This is a genomic window from Inquilinus limosus DSM 16000, assembly GCF_000423185.1.
Classification (GTDB): domain Bacteria; phylum Pseudomonadota; class Alphaproteobacteria; order DSM-16000; family Inquilinaceae; genus Inquilinus; species Inquilinus limosus.
Window position 1 is genome coordinate 279,182 of record NZ_AUHM01000006.1, and the last position, 21,345, is coordinate 300,526.

The following is a 21,345-nucleotide window of genomic DNA, read 5'->3' on the forward strand; positions in this document are numbered from 1 at the left end:
GCATGGCGCGGATCCTGATCCTGCTCGGCCGGCGCCTCGTCAAGATGGTGCTGGTCGTGCTGGCGGTCGCGATCGTCAGCTTCCTCCTGATCCATGCCGCCCCCGGCGACCCGGCCAGCGTCATCGCCGGCCAGTCCGGAGCGGCGGACCAGCAGCTGGTCGACCAGTTGCGGCAGCAATTCGGCCTCGACAAGCCGCTGATCACCCAGCTCGGCATCTATCTCGGCCATGTGGCGCAGTTCGACCTCGGCTTTTCCTATCCGCAGCAGCGCAGCGTCGCCTCGCTGATCCTGGAGCGGCTGCCGGCGACCCTGCTGCTGACCGGCACCGCCTTCCTCCTGGCGCTGCTGGCCGGGGTGATCGCGGGCGTGGTCGCGGCGCGGCATGCCGGGCGCTGGCTCGACAGCGTGGTCACGGTCGTCGCCCTGTGCTTCTACGCCACCCCGATCTTCTGGGTCGGGCTGATGCTGGTGCTGGTGTTCAGCGTCTGGCTGAACTGGCTGCCCAGCTTCGGCAGCTCCACCGTCGGCGCCGACCTCACCGGCCTCGCCGCGGTGCTCGACACGCTGTGGTATCTGACCCTGCCGGCGGTGACGCTCGGCCTGTTCTACATGGCGGTCTATGCCCGCATGACCCGCGCCTCGATGCTGGAGGTGGCGGACCAGGACCATATCCGCACCGCCCGGGCCAAAGGCGTGCCGGAAGGGCGGATCTTGCGTCGGCACGTGCTGCGCAACGCGCTGCTGCCGATCGTCACCCTGGCCGGCATCCAGGCCGGGCAGCTGGTCGGCGGCGCCGTGCTGGTCGAGACCGTCTTCGCCTGGCCCGGCATCGGCCGCTTGGCCTTCGACGCGCTGATGGCGCGCGACTACCAGCTGCTGCTCGGTGTCTTTCTCTGCACCTCGGTGCTGGTGGTGCTGTTCAACCTCGTGACCGACCTCTTGTACCTCGTGATCGATCCGCGGGTGGAGGCGGTGTGATGGCGTTCGCCCGGGCCTTCCTGCGCAACAAGGGCGCCGTCATCGGCCTCCTCTTCCTCCTCGCGCTCGGCCTCCTCGCCGCGCTGGCGCCGGTGCTGTTCCCGTTCTCGCCCTGGGACATGCAGGGTGCGCCCTTCACCCCGCCGGGCGAGGAGCAGTTCCTGCTCGGCACCGACTCGCTCGGGCGCGACGTCGCCGCCGGCATCGCCTACGGCGCCTCGGTCTCGATGCTGATCGGCGTGGTCTCGACCCTGGCCGCGGTCGGCATCGGCGTGCTGCTCGGCGCGCTGGCCGGCTATGCCGGCGGGCGGGTCGACGACCTGATCATGCGCTTCACCGAGATCTTCCAGACCGTGCCCGGCTTCGTCCTGGCCGTCGTGGTGGTCGCGATCCTGACGCCCAGCCTGGGGTCGATCGTGGCCGCGATCGCCATCGTCTCCTGGCCGCCGGTGGCGCGCGTCGTCAGGGCCGAATGCCTGTCGCTGCGCAGCCGCGAATTCGTCCAGGCGGCGGAGGTGCTGGGCCGGTCGCACGCCGCCATCATCCTGCGCGAGATCCTGCCCAACGTCGCCTCCTCGGTGGTGGTGCTGGCCAGCCTGATGGTGGCGACCGCGATCCTGCTCGAATCCTCGCTGTCCTTTCTCGGCCTCGGCGACCCGAACCTGATGTCCTGGGGCTTCATGATCGGCAGCGGCCGCAGCGTCATCCGCCTGGCCTGGTGGATGAGCGTCTTCCCCGGCGTCGCGATCTTCCTGACGGTGCTGTCGCTCAACCTGGTTGGCGAGGGGCTCAGCGACGCCCTGAACCCGCGCCTGGCGAGGACCCAGCGATGAGCCTGCTCGAGATCTCCGGCCTCACCGTCGCCCTGCCGCCCGGCGGCGACCGGCCGAACGCCGTCTCCGACGTGTCGCTGACTTTGGAGGCCGGCGAGATCCTGTGCATCGTCGGCGAGAGCGGGTCGGGCAAGTCGGTCGCCACCGCCGCGGTTACCGGCCTGCTGCCGAAGCAGCTGCCGGTCCGGTCCGGCCGCATCCTGTTCGAGGGCCGCGACCTGCTGGCGATGAAACCGGAGCAGCTGCGCGCCCTGCGCGGCGCCCGCATCGGCATGATCTTCCAGGAGCCGATGACCGCGCTGAACCCGCTGATGCGGGTCGCCGACCAGATCGCCGAGGTGATGCAGGTCCATGGCGTGCGCCCCGGCAATCGGGTGGCCGAGCTGATCGAGGCGGTGGGGCTGCCCGACCCGGCGCGGATCGCCCGGTCCTACCCGCACCAGCTGTCCGGCGGGCAGCGCCAGCGCGTGATGATCGCCATGGCCCTGGCGCTGGAGCCGGCGATGCTGATCGCGGACGAGCCGACGACGGCGCTTGACGTCACCACCCAGATGCAGATCCTGCGCCTGATCCGGTCGATCCAGCGCCGGCGCGGCATGGGGGTGATCTTCATCACCCATGATTTCGGCGTGGTCGCCGAGATCGCCGATCGCGTCGCGGTGATGCAGCACGGCCGCATCGTCGAGACCGGGCCGGCGCAGGAGGTGCTGAACGCACCCGCCCACCCCTACACCCGCGCCCTGATCCGCGCCGTGCCCCGCTTCGAGGGAAGGGCGCAGGGCGACGGGATGGCCGACGGGCGGCAGGTGCTGGTCGCGGCGCGGGACATCCGCAAGACCTACCGCTCGCACGGCCTGTTCCGGCGGCCGGCGACGACGGCGATCGACAGCGCCACGATCGAGATCCGGCGCGGCGAAACGCTGGGGCTGGTCGGCGAGAGCGGGTCGGGCAAGTCGACCCTGGCCCGGACGTTGGTCCGCCTGGTGCGCCCGGACGACGGCAGCATCGTCTTCGACGGCGCCAACCTGCGGCCCCTGTCGCGGTCCGGCTGGCGGCCCTACCGCAAGCGCATCCAGATGGTGTTCCAGGACCCCTTCGCCTCGCTCAACCCGCGGCGACGGGTGGGTGAGATCATCACCGAGGGGCCGATCGCCCATGGCGTCCCGCGGGCCCAGGCCGAGGCGGAGGCGCTGGAGCTGCTCGACCTCGTGCGGCTGGATCGCGCCGCTGCCGGCCGCTATCCGCACGAATTCTCGGGTGGCCAGCGCCAGCGCATCGGCATCGCCCGGGCGCTGGCGATGAAGCCGGAGCTGCTGATCGCGGACGAGCCGGTCTCGGCCCTCGACGTCTCGGTCCAGGCGCAGGTGCTGGATCTGCTGCGCGACCTGCGCCGGCGCCTCGGCCTGTCGATGCTGTTCATCACCCACGACCTGCGGGTCGCGGCGCAGATCTGCGACCAAATCGCGGTGATGCGCCGCGGCGAGATCGTGGAGCAGGGCGAAACCGCCGCGGTCTTCGCCGCCCCGGCCCATGACTACACGCGCGAGCTGCTGGACAGCATCCCGGGCCGGCACTGGACGCCGCCGGCTTTGGCGATGGAGCCGGCGGCATGAGCGCGCCCACGGTCCTCTTGCTCTCCACCACCCTCGACCTCGGCTATCTGGTCGAGCCGATGCAGGCCGCCCTGCCGGGCGCCGATGTCCGGCTGTGGCCGGATGTCGATCCGCAGGCGGTGGAGATGGCGATCTGCTGGCGGCCGCCGGCCGGCGTGCTGGCCGGCATGCCGCGCCTCAGGCTGATCCATTCGATCGGCGCCGGGGTCGACCACATCACCGCCGACCCGGACCTGCCCGACCGGCCGCTGTGCCGGATGATCGATGGCGCCATGGCCGCCGGGATCCGCGAATACGTCCTGTGGTCGGTGCTGTATTTCCATCGCGACTTCGACTTCGCCGCCCGCCAGCGCGAGCAGCGGTTGTGGGAGGCGCGGGCGCCGATCCCGGCCGGCGACTGGACCGTTGGGGTGCTCGGGCTCGGCGCCATCGGCCTCGGCGTCGCCGCGGCGCTGCGCGATCTCGGCTACCGCGTGCGCGGCTGGTCGCGCGGCCCGAAGCAGGTCGAGGGCGTGGAGTGCTTCGCCGGCCCGGACGGGCTGGTGCCCTGCATCGAGGCCTGCGACGTGGTGGTGTCGATCCTGCCGCTGACGGCGGAGACGCGGCGCCTGTTCGACCGCAGAGTGCTGGCTCGGATGAAGCCCGGCGCCGCCTTCGTCAATGTCGGCCGTGGCGAGCAGCTGGTGCTGGACGACCTGCTCGGCCTGCTCGACGAGGGGCATCTGCGCGGCGCCGTGCTCGATGTCTTCGAGATCGAGCCGCTGCCGCCGGACCATCCCGCCTGGCGGCATCCGGCGGTGGTGGTGACGCCGCACATGGCGTCGCGCACCGGCCGGTGCGACATCGCCCGCCAGGCGGCGGAGAACTGGCGCCGCGCCATCGGTCAGCAGCCGCTGATCGGGCTGGTCGAACGCGAACGAGGCTATTGAGAGGAGGCCCGGATGGACGGACGCATGGGCACGGTGCCGGCCGGCATGAGCGAGGCGGAGTGGAAGACGCGCTGCGATCTCGCGGCGCTGTACCGGCTGGTCGCGCATTTCCGGATGACGGACCTGATCTACACCCATATCAGCGCGCGGGTGCCGGGGCCGGAGGACCATTTCCTGATCAACCGCTACGGCGTGCTGTTCGACTGCATGCGCGCCAGCGACCTGGTCAAGATCGACCTCGATGGCCGGGTGGTCGGCGGCGTCGGCGCGGCAATGGACCAGGAGGTGAACGCCGCAGGCTTCACCATCCATTCGGCGATCCACGCCGCCCGTCACGACCTGACCTGCGTCGTCCACACCCACACCGCCGCCGGCATCGCCGTCTCGGCGCAGAAGCACGGGCTGCTGCCGATCAGCCAGCACGCGCTGAAGTTCTACGGCCGCCTCGCCTATCACGGCTATGAGGGCATCGCCCTCGATCTCGACGAGCGCGAGCGGCTGGTGCACGACCTCGGCGACCGCCAGGCGATGATCCTGCGCAACCACGGGCTGCTGGTCGCCGGGCGCACGATTCCGGAGGCGTTCAACCAGATCTACTATCTGGAGCGCGCCTGCCAGGCGCAGATCCAGGCCCTGGCCGGCGGGGCGGAGCTGGTGCTGCCGCCGGAGGAGGTGCGCCTGCACACCGCCGAGCAGTTCCGCCGCGGCGCCACGCTGGAGCATTGCGAAAAGGGGTGGAAGGCCGCGCTGGTCCTGGTCGAGGACGGGAAACCGCCTTACTGGTCGTGAGACGAGGCCTCCAGCAGCTTGCGCTGCAGGATGACCTCGCCGCCCTTCAGGATGTCCTGCGCGATCGCCCGCCGCGCCGCCGGGCCGTCGCCGGCGCGGATCGCCTCCAGGACGGGGTAGTGATGCTCGATCATCGACCGGCCGCCGGCCTCGTAGAGCTCGGAGATCAGCGGCCCCATCCGCATCCACAGCGGCTTCAGGATGCCGGCCAGGGTCGGCAGCCCGGCGATCGCCGGCAGCGCCAGGTGGAACTGCTCGTTCAAAGCGATGGCGCCGAGGGTGTCGCTCTTGCGGATGGCCGCCTCGTTCTGGCGGATCAGCCGCTCCAGCAGCTTCAGGTCCTTCGCCGTGGCCCGCGCTGCCGCCCGCTCCGCCGCCAGCCCCTCCAGCTCGATCCGGATGTCGCGGATCTCGAGATACTGCTCCAGGGTCAGGGACGGCACGCGGATGTCGCGCAGGCTGCGCAGGGTCAGCACCTGCTCCTGCACCAGCCGCAGGATGGCGTCGCGCACCGGGGTGACGCTGGTGCCCATCAACTGCGCCAGGTCACGGATCCGCAGCCGCTCCCCCGGGCGCAAGGCGCCTTCCATCAGCGCCGCGCTCAGCTTGCCGTAGACGATGTCGCCCAGGTTCTCGTGGTCGATTGCGGCCAGGCCAGGTACCGGGCGGGTCTTTTCGGTCGTCGGGGGCGTCGTGCTGTCCATGCCGCGGGGATGGTGCGAAGGGTCTCGATGATGCATCATACATCAGTGACTCGGCGCTGGTCGAGGCCGGCCCGGCGGCCCGACGCGCTTCGATGATGGGACGATGAGATGAAGGTCTTCTGGAACGACATCCAGCGCAGCCACGCGCCGCAGTTCTTCCTGCAGCGGGGGCAGCTGCGCCGGAATTTCGAGGTGCCGGCCCGGGCCGAGGCGCTGCTGGCCGCGGTGCATGAGATGGGGCTCGAGGTCGTCGAGCCGCCGCAGGCCGACCGCGCTGTGCTGCAGTCGGTCCACGCGGCGGATTATCTCGACTTCCTGGAAGGCGCCTGGGCGGACTGGGCGGCGCTGCCCGATCATGGGCCCGAGCTGGTGCCGAACATCCATCCGAGCCCGGAGATGCTGGCCCAGGGCGCCAGGCCGTCCGGCACCATCGTCGGCCGGCTCGGCTGGTACACTGCCGATACCTCCTGCCCGATCGGGCCGCAGACCTGGACGGCGTCCGTCGCCGCCGCGGCCTGCGCCGTCGCCGCGGCGGACGAGGCAGCGTCCAGGCGCGCCGCCTATGCGCTGGCGCGGCCGCCCGGGCACCACACCTACGCGGCCCGGGCCGGCGGCCACTGCTATCTGAACAACGCGGCGCTGGCGGCGCAGCGGCTGCGCGACCGCGGCGCCGCGCGTGTCGCCGTGCTCGACATCGACGCCCATCACGGCAACGGCACACAGGGCATCTTCTGGGAGCGGGCGGACGTCTTCACCGCCTCGATCCATGGCGACCCGAACCGCTATTACCCCTGGTATGTCGGCCATGCCGGCGAGACCGGGGCCGGGGCGGGGGAGGGCAGCAACCTCAACCTGCCGCTCGCCCTTGGCACCGGCGACGAGGGCTGGCTCGCCGCCGTCGACCAGGCGCTTGCGGCCATCAGCCAAGCCGGGGTCGACGCGGTGGTGGTCAGCCTCGGCTTCGACGCCTCGAAGGACGAGCCGCTGGCGGCGCTTCAGGTGACCGAGGACGGCTTCGCCCGGGCGGGCGAGAAGATCGCGGCGCTGGGCAAGCCGGCGGCGATCATCCAGGAGGGCGGCTACGCCGTCGACGTCCTCGGCCGGCTGCTGACGCGCTTCTTCGACGGCTTCTCCGGCTGATGCTCTCGCCGGAGGACGCCGAGCGGCTGGTGCGAGACCGCTACGGGATCGAAGGGCGCGCCTATCCCCTGAGCAGCGAGCGGGACCAGAACTTCCGGATCGAGACCGCCGCCGGCCGGCGCGTGCTGCTGAAGATCGCCGACCCGGCCGAGGACCGGCAGGTCACAAACTTCCAGACCGAGCTACTGCTGCATCTGGAGCGGACGGATCCGGCCCTGCCGGTGCCGCGCATCCTGCCGGCATGGGATGGGACGGTCGAGATCGAGCCGGACAGCTGCGGGACGCCGGGAGTCGCCCGGCTCCTGTCCTTCCTGGACGGAACGCCGCTGGCGACGGTCGCCGCGCGGTCGCCGCGGCAGCGCTGGCGGATCGGCGGGCTGGTCGGCCGCGTCGCCGCCGGGCTGGCCGAATTCCGCCACCCGGCCGAGGCGCATGGGCTGATCTGGGACATGGCCCGCGCGGCGCGGCTGCGCGATCTCTTGGGCGAGATCGCGGATGCGGACCGCCGCGCCCTGGCCGCATCCGGCCTCGACCGGTTCGAGCGGGTGGTGGTGCCGGCACTGCCGGGGCTGCGCCGGCAGGTGATCCACGCCGACGCGAACCCCAGCAACATCCTGATCGATCCGGCCGACCCCGACACCATCGCCGGCCTGATCGATTTCGGCGATGCGGTGCGGACCGTGCTGGCCAGCGACGTCGCCGTCGCCGCCGCCTATCACCTCTCGGACGGCGACGATCCGCTCGGTCCGGCGGCCGAGCTGATCGCCGGCTACCACGCCGCGCTGCCGCTGCGGCCGGGGGAGATCGACCTGCTCTGCGATCTGATGGCGACCCGGCTGGTGATGATCGTGGTCATCGGCGCCTGGCGCGCGCGCCGCCATCCGGAGAACCGGGACTACATCCTGCGCAACAACGAGGCGGCCTGGTCGCGGCTGCGGCGCCTGGCCGACCTCGACCGGCAGGTGGCCGCCGACCGCCTGCACCGGATCTGCCGGGAAGAGGCCGCCCATGTCTGATCCCCGTACCGCCGCCCTGCGCGCCCGCCGTGACCGGCTGCTGGGTCCGGCCTACCGCCTGTTCTACGAGGAGCCGCTGCATGTCGTGCGGGGCGAGGGCGTCTGGCTCTACGACCCCGACGGCGGGCGCTATCTCGACGCCTACAACAACGTCGCCTCGGTCGGGCACTGCCATCCGCATGTCGTCGCCGCCCTGGCGCGGCAGGCGGCGGTGTTGAACACTCACACCCGATATCTCGGCGAAGGCGTGCTCGACTATGCCGAGCGGCTGCTGGCGACCTTCCCGCCGGAGATCGGGCATGTGATGTTCACCTGCACCGGCAGCGAGGCGAACGACCTGGCCCTCCGGGTCGCCCGCGCCGTCACCGGCAGCACCGGCGTGATCGTCACCGACTGGGCCTATCACGGCGTCACCGTGGCGTTGGCGGAGATGTCGCCCTCGCTCGGCAGCGCGGTCCGCATCGGCGACCATGTCCGCCTGGTCGCGGCGCCGGACGGCTACCGCGGCGAAAGCGATGTCGGCCGGGCCTTCGCCGCCCGGGTGACGGCCGCGATCGAGGATATGCGAAGACACGGCATCACGCCGGCGGCGCTGCTGGTCGACACCATCTTCTCCAGCGACGGCGTCTTCGCCGACCCGCCCGGCTTCCTGGCCCCGGCCGCGGCGGCGATGCGGGCGGCGGGCGGGCTGGTCATCGCCGACGAGGTGCAGCCCGGCTTCGGCCGCACCGGCGACGGCATGTGGGGCTTCGCCCGGCACGGCATCGTCCCGGACATGGTGACCATGGGCAAGCCGATGGGCGACGGCCATCCGATCGCGGGCATGGCGGCGCGGCCGGAGATCCTGGCGGAGTTCGGCCGCCGCACCCGCTATTTCAACACCTTCGGCGGCAACCCGGTCTCGGCCGCGGTCGGCATGGCGGTGCTGGATGTGATCGAGGAGGAGGGGCTGATCGCCAACGCCCGGGACACCGGCGCCTTCCTGCAGGAGGCGCTGCGGGCCCTGGCCAACCGGCACGCGGCCATCGGCGACGTGCGCGGCGCTGGGCTGTTCGTCGGGGTCGAGTTGGTGCGGGACCGGGCGACGCGCGAGCCCGACGGCACACTGGCGGCGCGCGTGGTGAACGGGCTGCGCCGGCGGCGGGTGCTGGTCAGCAGTTGCGGCCGGCACGGCAACGTGCTGAAGCTGCGCCCGCCGCTGGTCTTCGGCCGCGAGCATGCCGAGATGCTGGTCGACGCGCTGGACCGCACCCTCCACGATCAGGAGACGTCGTGATGAGTACCTTGTTCGACCTGACCGGCAAGCGGGCGCTGGTCACCGGCTCTTCCCGGGGGCTGGGCTTCTCGGTCGCCGCCGCGCTCGGCCGCCACGGTGCGACGGTGATCCTGAACGGCCGCGACGACGGCCTCCTGGCCGAGGCGGTCGCCAAGCTGCGCGACGAGGGCATCGACGCCCATCCGGCCCGCTTCGACCTGACCGACGCCGAGGCCGCTTCCGCCGCGATCGGGCAGGCGGTGCAGACGGTCGGGGCGATCGACATCCTGGTCAACAATGCCGGCATCCAGCTGCGCAAGCCGTTCCTGGACTTCGCGATCGAGGACTGGCGGATGATCCTCGACGTGCATCTGATCGGCAGCGTCGTCGCCGCCCGCGCCGTGCTGCCGGGGATGGTCGAGCGCCAGGCCGGCAAGATCATCAACATCTGCTCGCTGATGAGCGAGCTGGGCCGGCCGACCATCGCCCCCTACGCCTCGGCCAAGGGTGCGCTGAGGATGCTGACCCGCAACCTGGCGGTCGAGTTCGCCCGCCACAACGTCCAGGTAAACGGCATCGGCCCCGGCTATTTCGCGACCGAGCTGAATCGCGCGCTGATGGACGACCCGGAGTTCGACGCCTTCGTCAAGCGCCGCACCCCGGCGGCGCGCTGGGGCAAGCCGGACGAGCTGGGTGGCGCCGCCGTGTTCCTGGCCTCCGCCGCCTCCGACTTCGTCAACGGCCAGATCATCTATGTCGATGGCGGCCTGCTGGCTTCGGTCTAGGGATCACGCCAGATCGCCGCCGTCGATGCCGATGACGTGGCCGCTGACATAGGAGGCGGCGTCGCTGGCGAGGAAGACCACCACCGCCGCCACCTCCTCGGGTGTGCCGGCCCGGCGCATCGGATAGGGCGCGACCAGCTGCTCGGTCGTCACCTTCCAGTCGCGCCGCACCCGCTCCAGCATCGGCGTCTCGATCGGGCCCGGGGCGATCGCGTTGATGCGCACGTCGCGGCCGTATTCCTGGGCCGCGGCGCGGGTCATGTGGATCACCGCGGCCTTGGTGGCGCCGTAGGCGACGATGTTCGGGAAGGCGTGGCGGCCGCCGATCGACGCCGTGTTGATCATGGCGCCCTTGGCCCGCACCAGATGCGGCAGCTCGTATTTCATCGAGACGAAGACGCCGCGGAGATTGGTCGCGACCTGGTCGTCGAAGCCGGCGATGTCGGTGTCGGCGATCGGCGCCGGCGGCAGATCGATCCCGGCATTGTTGAAGGCGATGTCGAGCCGGCCCCAGCGTTCAACCGTGTCGGCGACGAACCGCTCCATCTGCGCCGCGTCGCGGACATCGGTCCGAGTGTAGACGACGTCGCCGCCGTCCCGGCGGATGCGCGCCTCGACCTCGCGGCCCAGCGCCTCGCGCCGGCCGTTGAACGCGACCTTGGCGCCGGCCCGCGCCAGGGCGGCCGCGGTCGCCGCCCCGATCCCCGAGGTCGCGCCGGTGACGATCGCCACCTTCCCGGCCAGCAGGCCGGGCGTCTGGGCGACCGCGGCCGCGGCTGGAAGGACGGCCCCGCCGGCGGCGATCGCGCCCGCCAGGACGACGCGGCGCGGCAGCCCGGCCGCGGCCGGATCGAAGGTCTCTTCCTGGGCCATGGTGTCCTCCCTGTTGGCGATGCGGGAGAGCCTAGCGGCTGCGATTGCCCCGAAAAATCGGGGCTGCCTTCCTGAGCCTTTAAGATCCGATTTATAATCCGGGCATGAACGCGCCCGATCCCTTCACCGGCCTCTCCGCCTTCCTGGCCGTCGCGGAGGCGGGCGGGTTCACCGGTGCGGCGGCGAGGCTGGGCGTCTCGCCGGCGGCGGTGAGCCAGGCGGTCAAGGCGCTGGAAGCCAGGATCGGGGCGCTGCTGTTCGTGCGGACCACGCGCCGGGTGGGGCTGACCGAGGCCGGCGCCGCGCTGCTGGCGCGGGTCGGGCCGGCGGCGACGGAGATCGTCTCGGCGATCGAAGAGGTGGGCGCGATGGGGTCGGTGCCGGCCGGGCTGCTGCGCCTGACGGTGCCGCGCATGGCGGTTCCGCTGATCGTCGAGCCGGTGGTGGCGGCGCTGCGGCGCAGCCATCCCCGGATCGCGATCGAGATCGCGGTCGAGGACGCGACCGTCGACCTGGCGGCGCGCGGCTACGACGCCGGCATCCGCATCGGCGAATATGTCGAACTCGACATGGTGGCGGTGCGGCTGACCCGCGACATCGCTTGGACCGTGGTCGGCAGCCCCGCCTATCTCGACGCCCGCGGCCGGCCGGAGCGGCCGGAGGACCTGACGCGGCACGAGGCGATCCGCTACCGTTTCCCGACCTCCGGCGTGATCTATCGCTGGGAGTTCGAGCGCGACGGCCGCGCCCTGACGGTCGATCCGCCGGGCAGCCTCATCGTCAATGACGGCGGGCTGTTGTCCTCCTTCGCCCGCGCCGGGCTCGGCCTCACCTATCTGCCCGATATCGCGGTCGAGGCGGATCTCGCGGCCGGGCTGCTGCACAAGGTGCTGGAGCCGTTCCTGCCGCAGACGCCCGGCCTGTTCCTGTACTTCCCGCGGCGGGCCCAGGACCAGCCGAAGCTGCGCGCCTTCATCGACGTCGCCCGTTCGGTGCTGAAGCCGTGACGGGCGCGCCGCCATCCGGCGCGCCCTCCGGCCTTACTTCTCGGGCATGGCCGAGGAGTGGTGCGAGGTGATCAGCCAGGCGCCGTCGATGAACGCATAGGCGTAGGTGTAGCGGGCCGGAACCTTGCTGCCGTCATCCAGCGTGAAGGTGTAGGTGCCGCTGTCGATCGCCTTGTTGCAGCCGATCCGGATCACCCGGCTGTCGATCTGCCCCTGCGGCCGCTTCTTGAGGAAGTGCTTGAAGTAGTCGATCCGCTCCTCCTGCGTCAGGCGCGGCGTGTTCGACAGGGTCGGCAGCAGGATCGCGTCCTCGGCATAGTTGGCGGCCACTGCCTCGGCCTTGAGCGTGGCGAGGGCGGCGTTCCAGCGGTCGAACAGCTTCGCGACCCCGTCTTCCGTGATCGGCTCGCAGCGGGCCGGCGCGGCTGCGGCGGCCGTCTGGACGGCGGGGGTCTTATCGGCGGCGAAGGCCGGCAGCGACAGGGCGGACAGGGCGAGGACAGTGGCCAGGGCGACACGCATGATCGATCTCCTTTGTCGGGCGGCGCACCGGCGCCGCATGGCCTGGATCTGGGGGACGGAGGCCGGTCGCGCGTCTGCCGGGCGGATCTGCCGAACGGCATAGGGCGCTATGACCGCCGCTGCGCTATGCTGGGCTGAGACCGTCCGGACCGGAGCGAGACCGAAACGATGCCCTTGTCGCCGGAAGCCGCCGAGGCTTCCTCCGTCATCGAGTTGCGCCGTCTCTACCGCGACGCCGAGGCGCGTGCGGCGCGTCTGCGCTTCATCGTCGATGTCCATGCCGGGCTGGAGCCCGGCCGGTTCGAGGAGGCGGCCGGGGCGGTGCTGGCGCGGATCGCGGCTTTCGCCGGGGCCGGTTCGGCCGTGCTGGAGATCGAGGCGTCGCACGGGCTGCCGGCCTGGCGGTCGGCGGTCGGGCAGACCGATCGCGGCTCCGGCGGCACGGTCGATCTGTGCTCCCGTGACGGCGGGGCGACGGTCCGGCTGGCGCTGCGCCTGCTGCCGGGACGGCACGGCCTGGCGGCGGAGGACCGGGATGCGCTGGACGTCGCCCTCCGCGGCGTCGCCACGGCCGTGGGGCTGCAGCGCCAGGCAGCGGAGCGGCAGCGGCTGCTCGACGATCTCGCCGGCAAGCGCGCCGAGCTGGCGGCGCTGGTGCGCCGCCTGATCGAGGCGCAGGAGCAGGAGCGGCGACGGGTGGCGCACGACCTGCACGACGGCTCGGCCCAGACCCTGGCGGCGCTCGGCTACCGGCTGCAGACGGTGACGGCGGGTCTGCCCGAAGACGCGGCCCTGCGGCAGGAGCTGGAGGAGATCGCCGATCTGGCGCGGCGATCGGTGGCCGAGATCCGCGCCGCCATCGCCGATCTGCGCCCGCCGGAGCTCGATGGCCTCGGCCTCACGGCGGCGCTGCGGGCGCGGCTGGACATGCTCAACGGCGTCGACGTGTCCGCCGAGCTGTCGCCGGCGGCGGATCGCTGGCCGGCCGCGGTCGGCCTGGTGCTCTACCGCGTCGCCCAGGAGGCGCTGGCCAATGTGGTCAAGCATGCCGGGGCCGGGCGCGTCACCGTGCGTCTGCTCGAGGACGACGGCCACGCCCATCTACACGTGATCGACGACGGCAAGGGCATCTCCGCCGCCGGGGTGCCGGGCGCCGCCGGCGAACGCCTGGGCATCGCCGGCATGCGCGAGCGGCTGGCGGTGCTCGGCGGCCGGCTGGAGCTGGAGGGTGCGGCGGGGCAGGGGACGGCCGTTCGCGCCGCCGTTCCGCTGCCGGCCGGGGCGGAGGCCCGATGACCGCATCGGTGCTGATCGCCGACGACCACGATCTGGCCCGGGCCGGCATTGCCGCCATGATCGGGCGCGAGGCCGATTTCCGCATCGTCGCGGAGGCCACGAACGGGGCCGAGGCCGTGGCCGCCTGCCGGGCGCAGGCGCCCGACCTCGCCATCCTCGACATCCGCATGCCGGAGCTGGACGGCCTCGCCGCGACCCGGGAGATCCGGCGCGTGGCCCCGAGGACCCGGGTGCTGATCCTGACCATGCACGACAGCCTCGACTATCTCGAAGCCGCGATCGAGGCGGGCGCGTCGGGCTATCTGCTGAAGGACGCCAGCCGGGCGGACATCCTGGCGACGATGCGGCGGGTGCTGGAGGGCGACGCCTTCTTCAACGCCGATCTGGTGGCCCGGCTGCTGCGCCGCGTTTCGGCCCGTCCCGCCCCGCCGGTGGGCGCCCTCGACGGCCTGACCGGGCGCGAGCGCGAGGTGCTGGCCAAGGTCGCCGAGGGCCTGACCAACAAGGAGATCGCGCGCAGCCTGTCGATCGCCCCAGGCACGGTGAAGATCCATGTTGAGCGGATCATCGCCAAGCTCGGCGTCGGCGACCGGACCCAGGCCGCGGTCCTGGCCGCGCGCGGCGGCCTGCTGCCGGGATCGGCCGCATCATCATGACCGGGCGCTTCGTCGACTGGCCGCTGAAGGCGAAGGGCATCGTCGTCGTCGCCGTGCCGCTGGCGCTGCTGCTCGGCGCGCTGGCCTTCGTCTTCCTGGCCGACCGGCAGAGCACCGTCGCCGAGGACCAGGTGCGGCTGACGCTCGCGATCCAGTCCGACATCCAGGAGATCCACGCCCAGATCGCCGAGGCGGCGACCGGCGTGCGCGGCTATCTGCTGACCGGGCAGGAGTCCTTCCTGGCGCCCTATGACCGAGCACAGGCCGGGCTGCCGGTGGTGATCGAGCGGATGGGGCAACGCCTCGCCGACCCCGAGCAGAGGGACCGGATGCAGCGCATCCGGGCGATGGTCGCGACCAAGCTGGCCAGCCTGGCGGAGCTGCGGCGGGCCGCGGCGGCCGATCCCGCGAACCCGCAGGCGCTGACGGTGGCGCTGACCGAGAGCAAGCAGGATCTCGACGTGCTGCGGGCCGAGATCGACGCGATGTCGAGGCGCGAGGCGGGGCTGCTGGCCTCGCGCACCGAGGCGGCGGAGCGGATCCGCGCGCTGTCCCGCGCGCTCCTGGTCGTGGCGGGGCTGCTGGGCCTCAGCGGCGCCATCGCCGCCGTCGGCCTGTTCTCGACCGGCATCGTCCGCCGCGTCCAGGCCCTGGAAGGCATGGCCCATCGCTTGGCGCGCGGCGAGAAGGTCGAGGCGCCGGACCCGGCGGGGGACGAGATCGGCCATCTCGAACAGACGCTGCACGAGGCGAGCATCCTGCTGCGGCAGCGCGAGGCCGAGCTGCGCGAGAGCGAGCGCAACCTGGTCGCCGCCCGCGAGGAGGCGCTGCAGGCCAGCCGGGCCAAGAGCGAGTTCCTGTCGCGCATGAGCCACGAGCTGCGCACGCCGCTGAACTCCATCCTCGGCTTCGCCCAGCTGCTGGAGCTGGACCTGAAGGACGAGGAGGCGCGCGAGAACGTGGCGCAGATCCTGCGCGCCGGGCGGCACCTCCTGAGCCTGATCGGCGACGTGCTGGACCTGGCCCGGATCGAGGCGGGACGCATGGACCTGGCGGCCGAGCCGCTGCCGGCCGCGGAGGTCCTGGCCGAGGCGGCGGCGCTGGCCGCGCCGCTGGGCCAGCCGCGCGGCATCGCGATCGAGGCCGCGGCGCCGGAGGACAGCGGTCTCCCGGTCCTGGCGGACCGGCGCCGGCTGCTGCAGGTGCTGCTCAACCTCCTGTCCAACGCGGTCAAGTACAACCGCGACGGCGGACACGTCGTTCTGGAGCATCGGCCGGCGGATGCGGGGCGGATCCGAATCACCATCCGCGACACCGGGCCCGGCATCCCGCCGGACCGCGCGGCGCGCCTGTTCGCGGCGTTCGACCGGCTGGGCGCCGACAGGTCGGCGGCCGAAGGCTCGGGGCTGGGCCTCGCCCTGTCGCGGCAGCTCGCCGAGGCGATGGGAGGCCGGCTGACCCACGAGAACCTGGCGGAAGGCGGCTCGGCCTTCCATCTTGATTTGCCGCGGCCGGACGGCCAGTTGGAGGCAGTGCCGACGAGTCAGGGGGGCCGATGACGAGGGGGCCATGCCATCCACCGACCTGATGCGCCAGTCGACCATCCTGATCGTGGACGACGAGCCGGCCAATGTCGTGCTGCTGGAGCGGCTGTTGAAGCGCGAGGGCTTCACCCGGCTGCTGGCCACCACCGATCCGCGCCGGGCCCTGCCGCTGTTCCAGGAGCACCCGGTCGATCTGGTGCTGCTCGACCTGATGATGCCGGAGCTCGACGGCTACGCCCTGCTCGAGACCTTCTCCCGCCTGATCCCGGCCCGGACCTATCTGCCGATCCTGGTGCTGACCGCGGACGCCACCCTGGCCGCGCGGCGCCGCGCCCTCTCGCTCGGGGCCAAGGACTTCCTGACCAAGCCTTTCGACGCGGTCGAGGCGGTGCTGCGGATCTTCAACCTGCTCGAGACCAGGATCCTGACGCTCGAGCTGGCGCGGCACGGCCTGCCGCGCCCGGAGACAGAGCGGCCGCTGTTCGAGTGAGACGGCCGGCCGATCAACCGAAAACCTCCATCCACCACAATCCGAAGGACCTCCCGTGGACTTCTCCTGGATCTCCGACCCGACTGCCCTGGCCGCCCTGGCGACCCTCGTCGTCATGGAGATCGTTCTGGGCATCGACAACCTGATCTTCATCTCGATCCTGACCAACAAGCTGCCGGAGCATCAGCAGAACAGCGCGAGGCGGATCGGCATCGGGCTGGCGCTGTTCCTCCGGCTGGCCCTGCTGGGCACCGTGTCGATCATCGTCCAGCTCACCGAGCCGGTGTTCGAGGTCCTCGGCCACCCGTTCTCCTGGCGCGACCTGATCCTGATCGGCGGCGGCCTGTTCCTGGTGTGGAAGGCGACCAAGGAGATCCACCACAACGTCGATCCGACCCCGGCCGACGACGTCTTCGGCACCACCAAGGCGACGCTCGGCTTCGGGGCCGCCATCGGGCAGATCCTGATGCTCGACCTCGTCTTCTCGCTCGACAGCATCATCACGGCGGTCGGCATGACCGACCATATCGCGATCATGGTGATCGCGGTGATCGCCGCGGTGTCGGTGATGCTGCTGGCCGCGAACCCGCTGGCGCGCTTCATCCACGCCAACCCGACGGTGGTGATGCTGGCGCTCGGCTTCCTCCTGATGATCGGCATGACGCTGATCGCCGAGGGCTTCGGCGCGCATGTGCCGAAGGGCTATGTCTACGCCGCCATGGCGTTCTCGGCCCTGATCGAGCTGCTGAACATGTTCTCCCGCCGGGCCGCGCGGCGCCGCGCGAAGCCGGCGGAGGCCGCCTCGCAGACGCGGTCGGAGTAGCCGGCCGGGGACGCCCGCCACGCGCGGGCGCGCAGATCCCTTCCCCTTCCGGCAAGGGAGGGAAGGCTGCGTCGGCGTCGGTTCGTAGGTTGGGTTCGCGGCACGCGAACCCAACAGGATCGGAGCCGCAAGAGCGGCGGGATGTTGGGTTCGCCACGGCGAACCCAACCTACGTCATCCGGTGTCCGGTGCCCTGGGCCGGCGGCTGCGGGCGGGATGGGATCGGGACGGATCCGCAGGCGGATCGGCGAGTGCCGCGCCGTCCGGCGGCCGGATCTCGAAATCCTCCAGCACCTCATCCGCCAGCTCGAGCCAGCGCCCCGCCTCCGCCGGCAGCCCGAACGTCCGGCACAGCCGGGCCACGGCCACCTCCGCCGGGTACAGCTCGACGATCTCCGCCAGCTCCGGCCGCTCCAGCCGCTCGACCGCCTCGGCGCTGCGGCGGCAGGCCTCCTCGGTGCTCTCGGCCGCCTCATCGACCGCCGCGACCACGGCCTGCCGCAACCGCTGCCGGTGCCAGGTCCCGACCTGCACCATGGCCGCGGCCCGGCGCTGCTCCTCGGCCTGCCGGGCGAAGCTGTCCTCCAAGAGCACGGTCAGCCGCACCGCGCGGGCGGCGGTGGCGAATCTCTGGCAGTAGTCGACGCCCGGCTGCGGCGCCTCGACCGCTTCCGTGCGGGTGGCCTCGGCCACCTCCACGCCCATTTCGGCCAGCCGGGCCAGCATGCGCAGATGCCGTGCCGCCCGCTCCTCCGCGGAAGCGGCGGCCGGGTCCATGCCCTGATTGGTCTGCGCCTTCTTTATGGAACATATCATGAACAAAGATCGCCAGTTAACGATAGTGCACATCGTGTTCACTCGTGCCTGTGCAGCTCACCCTGCTAGCGGGCGGGGAGAGCGGTCGAATCCGCTCCTGTCCAGCGACTATGCGGCGAGACGCTCCTTGGGACTGTCGTGCCGCTTCGCTTCGTGGTCATCGTTCCGCATCCGGACCGGAATAATCTGAACAGTTCGAACGTTCCTTTGTACGTGCGACAGATGCGACCTTCTTGCGGTTGAGATCGATGCGAAGATCTTCTATTGCAGGTCCCGTTATGATTGTCGTCGCGTGTAAATCATTAGCGATGATTTTAACGAAAACATCGTCGATCTCGGGCATGTTGCCCGATCGGCGGAGCCCGGCGCCTGCCGGGCCGTGGGGAGGACGCGATCTCTGTCCGTTTCCGCCAAAGGATCCCCGGTCCCGTGATGATCGATGCCAGCCCCCTGCACTCCGCCAGCCCGTTGCGTTCCGACCGGGTGCTCGTGGTCGAGGACGACCCCGGGACCCGGTCCCTGATCGTGCGGATCCTGCGCGAGAACGGCCTGCACGCCACCGGGGTCGGCAACGGCCGTGAGATGTGGGCATCGATCGAGACGGCGCCGGTCGACCTGCTGATCCTCGACGTGATGCTGCCGGGCGTGGACGGGCTCGACCTCTGCCGCGCGTTCAGGGCCCGGAGCCCGGTGCCGATCATCATGGTCAGCGCCCGCGGCGAGGAGATGGACCGGGTGGTCGGGCTCGAGGTCGGGGCGGACGACTACATCAGCAAGCCCTTCGGCCGGCGCGAGCTGCTGGCGCGGGTGCGCGCGGCCCTGCGGCGGGGCGCGGCGCTGGACCCGTTCCCCGGGCGCTCCGCCCGCGAGGTGCTGCGCTTCGCCGGATGGGTCCTCGATCGCCGACGGCGCCGGCTGACCGATCCCGGCGGGGCCGAGGTCGAACTGTCCGGCGCGGAGCACGACCTGCTGGTCAGCTTCCTCGAGCATCCGCAGCGCGTGATCGGGCGCGAGCGGCTGCTGGAATTGTCGCGCTCCCGCCTCGGCAGCGCGTCCGACCGCAGCGTCGACGTGCTGGTCAGCCGGCTGCGCCGCAAGCTGGGATCGGGCGGATCGGAAGGCGGCCTGATCCGCACGATCCGCGGCGTCGGCTACATGTTCACCGCGGATGTGGAGCATCGGTGATCCGCCGCGTCGTCTGGCCGCGCGGCCTGCTGGGCCGCGTCACCCTGGTGGTCCTGTCCGCGGTGCTGCTGCAGTTCATCGGCACCTCGGTGCTGCAGGAGCTGGCGGAGCGCTACAAGGCCGGCAACGTCCACGCCGACCATCTGGCCGAGCGGCTGGCCATCGCCGACCGGGCGCTGGCCAGCGTGCCGCCGGACCAGCGGCCGCGGCTGGCGCAGGCCCTCTCCACCGATGACCTCACCCTGAGCTGGTCGGACCGGCCGGGCGGTGCTGGAGGCGGGACCGCATCGCCCTGGCTGCGGGATCTCGAAGCGCGCCTGGCGAAGTGGAATCCGGGCCTGGTGGGGCGGGAGCTCACCGCAGCTCTCGGAGACGGGGAGAGGGAGCCGCGTCGCGTGCGAGGAGAACTGCGCCTCGCCGACGGCTCCGTGCTCGGCTTCGACGTGACCCGGCTGCGGCACGGCCTGCCCGATCTCCTGCGCAACCTTCTGTCCACCGCGCTGCTGGCCGGCTGCCTGCTGATCGCGGCGCCGCTCCTGGTCCGCGCGCTGGGGGCGCCGCTGCGCGACCTGGTTCGGGCGGCGGATGCGATCGGCCGCGGCCGGCCGGTGCCGGTCGCGGTGGAAGGACCGATGGAGGTCCGCCGGCTGGCGCGCGCCCTCAACGCCATGCAGGGCCGGCTGGCCCGACTGATCGCCGACCAGACCCAGGCCCTCGCCGCCGTGTCGCACGACCTGCGCACGCCGATCGGCCGGCTGCGCCTGCGCACCGACCTGCTGGAGGACCGTCCGCTCCAGGCCGAGATGCAGGCCGATCTCGACGAGATGGAGGCGATGGTCGGCTCGGTGCTGGCCTATCTCAAGGGCGACGTCGACCCGGAGCCGCCGCGCCCCGTCGACCTCGTCGCGCTGCTGACCACGCTGACCGACGCCGCGGCCGATGCCGGGCAGGATGTCGCCTATGACGGCCCGCCGCGGGCCGTGGTCCACGCCCGGCCGCTGATGCTGAAGCGCGCCTTCGCCAACCTGATCGACAATGCGGTGACATACGGCGGCTCGGCCCGGGTCTCGCTGCAGTGCAGCGAGACCGCGGTGACGGTCGCCATCGCCGATGACGGGCCGGGCATCCCCGAGGCCGAGCTGGACCGGGTGCGCGAGCCCTTCCGCCGGGTCGAAGGATCGCGCAACCGCGCCACCGGCGGCGTCGGACTCGGCCTGGCGATTGCGGTCCAGGCCGTGGAGCGCGAGGGCGGCCGCCTGTCCCTGATCAATCGACCGGGAGGAGGCTTGACGGCCGAAGTGATCCTGCCCCGGCGCTGAAACACTTTGTCACAATCCATTCGCACATGCGAAAGGTAGGATTCCCATCCTCTCCGGCGTGACGTCTCGCTCACGCACAGGAGGCCAAGGATGGACGACCTCTTCCACGGGATGGCGCGGTTCCGCGCCGAAGTCTTCCCGAGCCAGCAGCCGCTCTACCAGAAGCTCGCGACCGACGGCCAGCAGCCCCAGGCGCTGGTGATCTCCTGCGCCGATTCCCGGGTGGTGCCGGAGCTGATCACGCAGAGCGGCCCAGGTCAGATCTTCGTCTGCCGCAACGCCGGCAACATCGTGCCGCCCTTCTCCCAGGCCAATGGCGGCGTGTCCTCGGCGATCGAATACGCGGTGGTGGCGCTCGGCGTCCGCGACATCGTGGTCTGCGGCCATTCCGACTGCGGCGCGATGAAGGGGTTGCTGCACCCCGAGGCGCTGCAGGACATGCCGAACGTCGCCGCCTGGCTGCGGCACAGCCACGCCGCCCACCGGGTGGTGTGCGAGGCCTATCCGCCGGGCCGCAGCGAGCGCGAGGTGCTGCGCTCGGTCTCGCTCGAGAACGTGGTGGCGCAGCTGAACCACCTGCGCACGCATCCTTCGGTCGCGGCGAAGATCGCCCGCGGCCAGCTGCGCCTGCACGGCTGGTTCTTCGAGCTCGAATCCGGCGACGTCCTCGCCTATGACGGCGCCGCCGGCCGCTTCGGCCGGGTCGACGGCGCCGGCAGCCTGCCGGTCGCCCTGCCGTCGATGCCGCGCCTGGCCGCGGAGTAGCCGCC

At 71.7% G+C, this 21,345-nt stretch carries 23 protein-coding genes; 18 read left to right on the top strand and 5 right to left on the bottom strand.

The window, feature by feature from the left end; translation table 11 throughout:
- The first annotated feature begins 2 nt into the window (after positions 1–2).
- From G537_RS0110455 to G537_RS0110475, 5 genes are read left to right on the top strand one after another with little or no spacing between them, the layout of a single operon-like run.
- Complete coding sequence (locus tag G537_RS0110455) at positions 3–980, top strand: ABC transporter permease (RefSeq protein ID WP_026870083.1); 978 nt, start codon at positions 3–5, stop codon at positions 978–980.
- Positions 980–1,813, top strand: a complete 834-nt coding sequence (locus tag G537_RS0110460) for an ABC transporter permease (protein WP_034851242.1) — start codon at positions 980–982, stop codon at positions 1,811–1,813. The genes G537_RS0110455 and G537_RS0110460 overlap by 1 nt, the downstream gene beginning before the upstream one ends.
- Positions 1,810–3,426: an ABC transporter ATP-binding protein gene (locus G537_RS0110465; RefSeq protein WP_026870085.1), complete on the top strand. Its 1,617-nt coding sequence runs from the start codon at positions 1,810–1,812 to the stop codon at positions 3,424–3,426. Before G537_RS0110460 ends, G537_RS0110465 begins: the two co-directional genes overlap by 4 nt.
- Positions 3,423–4,355, top strand: coding sequence for a 2-hydroxyacid dehydrogenase (locus tag G537_RS0110470; RefSeq protein WP_051248271.1), 933 nt, complete (start codon positions 3,423–3,425; stop codon positions 4,353–4,355). The genes G537_RS0110465 and G537_RS0110470 overlap by 4 nt, the downstream gene beginning before the upstream one ends.
- Before the next feature lie 12 nt (positions 4,356–4,367).
- Complete coding sequence (locus G537_RS0110475; RefSeq protein WP_155888569.1) at positions 4,368–5,144, top strand: class II aldolase/adducin family protein; 777 nt, start codon at positions 4,368–4,370, stop codon at positions 5,142–5,144.
- Here the strand turns inward: G537_RS0110475 and G537_RS0110480 are convergent.
- Complete coding sequence (locus tag G537_RS0110480) at positions 5,132–5,848, bottom strand: GntR family transcriptional regulator (RefSeq protein WP_051248272.1); 717 nt, start codon at positions 5,846–5,848, stop codon at positions 5,132–5,134. The genes G537_RS0110475 and G537_RS0110480 overlap by 13 nt on opposite strands.
- Before the next feature lie 108 nt (positions 5,849–5,956).
- Here G537_RS0110480 and G537_RS0110485 point away from each other — a divergent pair, with 108 nt between their 5' ends.
- From G537_RS0110485 to G537_RS0110500, 4 genes are read left to right on the top strand one after another with little or no spacing between them, the layout of a single operon-like run.
- Complete coding sequence (locus G537_RS0110485) at positions 5,957–6,988, top strand: histone deacetylase family protein (protein ID WP_026870089.1); 1,032 nt, start codon at positions 5,957–5,959, stop codon at positions 6,986–6,988.
- Positions 6,988–8,004 carry a phosphotransferase gene (locus tag G537_RS37315; RefSeq protein ID WP_051248273.1) on the top strand — a complete coding sequence of 339 codons (1,017 nt, stop codon included), beginning with the start codon at positions 6,988–6,990 and terminating at the stop codon, positions 8,002–8,004. The genes G537_RS0110485 and G537_RS37315 overlap by 1 nt, the downstream gene beginning before the upstream one ends.
- A complete protein-coding gene (locus tag G537_RS0110495) occupies positions 7,997–9,280 on the top strand; it encodes an aspartate aminotransferase family protein (protein ID WP_026870090.1) in 1,284 nt (427 codons plus the stop codon). Before G537_RS37315 ends, G537_RS0110495 begins: the two co-directional genes overlap by 8 nt.
- Entirely contained in the window at positions 9,280–10,044 is a 765-nt protein-coding gene (locus tag G537_RS0110500; RefSeq protein WP_026870091.1) for an SDR family oxidoreductase, read from the top strand. Before G537_RS0110495 ends, G537_RS0110500 begins: the two co-directional genes overlap by 1 nt.
- A gap of 3 nt (positions 10,045–10,047) precedes the next feature.
- On the opposite strand, the gene G537_RS0110505 is transcribed toward G537_RS0110500, so the two are convergent.
- On the bottom strand, positions 10,048–10,917 hold the full coding sequence (locus G537_RS0110505) for an SDR family NAD(P)-dependent oxidoreductase (RefSeq protein ID WP_051248274.1): 870 nt from the start codon (positions 10,915–10,917) through the stop codon (positions 10,048–10,050).
- Between the two features lie 104 nt (positions 10,918–11,021).
- Here G537_RS0110505 and G537_RS0110510 point away from each other — a divergent pair, with 104 nt between their 5' ends.
- Positions 11,022–11,924, top strand: coding sequence for a LysR family transcriptional regulator (locus G537_RS0110510; protein ID WP_026870093.1), 903 nt, complete (start codon positions 11,022–11,024; stop codon positions 11,922–11,924).
- Positions 11,925–11,957: 33 nt separating this feature from the next.
- On the opposite strand, the gene G537_RS0110515 is transcribed toward G537_RS0110510, so the two are convergent.
- Positions 11,958–12,446, bottom strand: coding sequence for an SgcJ/EcaC family oxidoreductase (locus G537_RS0110515; RefSeq protein ID WP_026870094.1), 489 nt, complete (start codon positions 12,444–12,446; stop codon positions 11,958–11,960).
- Positions 12,447–12,614: 168 nt separating this feature from the next.
- On the opposite strand from G537_RS0110515, the gene G537_RS0110520 reads away from it, so the two are divergent.
- From G537_RS0110520 to G537_RS0110540, 5 genes are read left to right on the top strand one after another with little or no spacing between them, the layout of a single operon-like run.
- Positions 12,615–13,742: a sensor histidine kinase gene (locus G537_RS0110520; RefSeq protein WP_026870095.1), complete on the top strand. Its 1,128-nt coding sequence runs from the start codon at positions 12,615–12,617 to the stop codon at positions 13,740–13,742.
- Positions 13,739–14,398: a response regulator gene (locus G537_RS0110525; RefSeq protein ID WP_026870096.1), complete on the top strand. Its 660-nt coding sequence runs from the start codon at positions 13,739–13,741 to the stop codon at positions 14,396–14,398. The genes G537_RS0110520 and G537_RS0110525 overlap by 4 nt, the downstream gene beginning before the upstream one ends.
- The gene (locus tag G537_RS0110530; RefSeq protein ID WP_026870097.1) at positions 14,395–15,957 is read left to right on the top strand and encodes a sensor histidine kinase; all 1,563 of its coding nucleotides are present in this window, start codon (positions 14,395–14,397) and stop codon (positions 15,955–15,957) included. Before G537_RS0110525 ends, G537_RS0110530 begins: the two co-directional genes overlap by 4 nt.
- A gap of 10 nt (positions 15,958–15,967) precedes the next feature.
- Positions 15,968–16,432 (top strand): response regulator, encoded by a 465-nt coding sequence (locus G537_RS0110535; protein ID WP_026870098.1) that lies wholly within the window; start codon positions 15,968–15,970, stop codon positions 16,430–16,432.
- Positions 16,433–16,487: 55 nt separating this feature from the next.
- Positions 16,488–17,255, top strand: a complete 768-nt coding sequence (locus G537_RS0110540) for a TerC family protein (RefSeq protein ID WP_026870099.1) — start codon at positions 16,488–16,490, stop codon at positions 17,253–17,255.
- Positions 17,256–17,429: 174 nt separating this feature from the next.
- Here G537_RS0110540 and G537_RS0110545 read toward each other — a convergent pair whose 3' ends face one another.
- Together G537_RS0110545 and G537_RS43600 are read right to left on the bottom strand one after the other, a co-directional pair.
- Positions 17,430–18,071, bottom strand: coding sequence for a hypothetical protein (locus G537_RS0110545; protein ID WP_155888570.1), 642 nt, complete (start codon positions 18,069–18,071; stop codon positions 17,430–17,432).
- 157 nt (positions 18,072–18,228) lie between these two features.
- On the bottom strand, positions 18,229–18,414 hold the full coding sequence (locus G537_RS43600) for a hypothetical protein (protein WP_155888571.1): 186 nt from the start codon (positions 18,412–18,414) through the stop codon (positions 18,229–18,231).
- 89 nt (positions 18,415–18,503) lie between these two features.
- Here G537_RS43600 and G537_RS0110550 point away from each other — a divergent pair, with 89 nt between their 5' ends.
- The 3 genes from G537_RS0110550 to G537_RS0110560 all read left to right on the top strand — a co-directional run bounded on the left by G537_RS0110550 (position 18,504) and on the right by G537_RS0110560 (position 21,340).
- Positions 18,504–19,256, top strand: a complete 753-nt coding sequence (locus G537_RS0110550; RefSeq protein ID WP_051248275.1) for a response regulator — start codon at positions 18,504–18,506, stop codon at positions 19,254–19,256.
- Positions 19,253–20,575, top strand: a complete 1,323-nt coding sequence (locus tag G537_RS0110555; RefSeq protein WP_026870102.1) for an ATP-binding protein — start codon at positions 19,253–19,255, stop codon at positions 20,573–20,575. Before G537_RS0110550 ends, G537_RS0110555 begins: the two co-directional genes overlap by 4 nt.
- A gap of 90 nt (positions 20,576–20,665) precedes the next feature.
- Positions 20,666–21,340 carry a carbonic anhydrase gene (locus G537_RS0110560; RefSeq protein ID WP_026870103.1) on the top strand — a complete coding sequence of 225 codons (675 nt, stop codon included), beginning with the start codon at positions 20,666–20,668 and terminating at the stop codon, positions 21,338–21,340.
- Positions 21,341–21,345 lie beyond the last annotated feature (5 nt).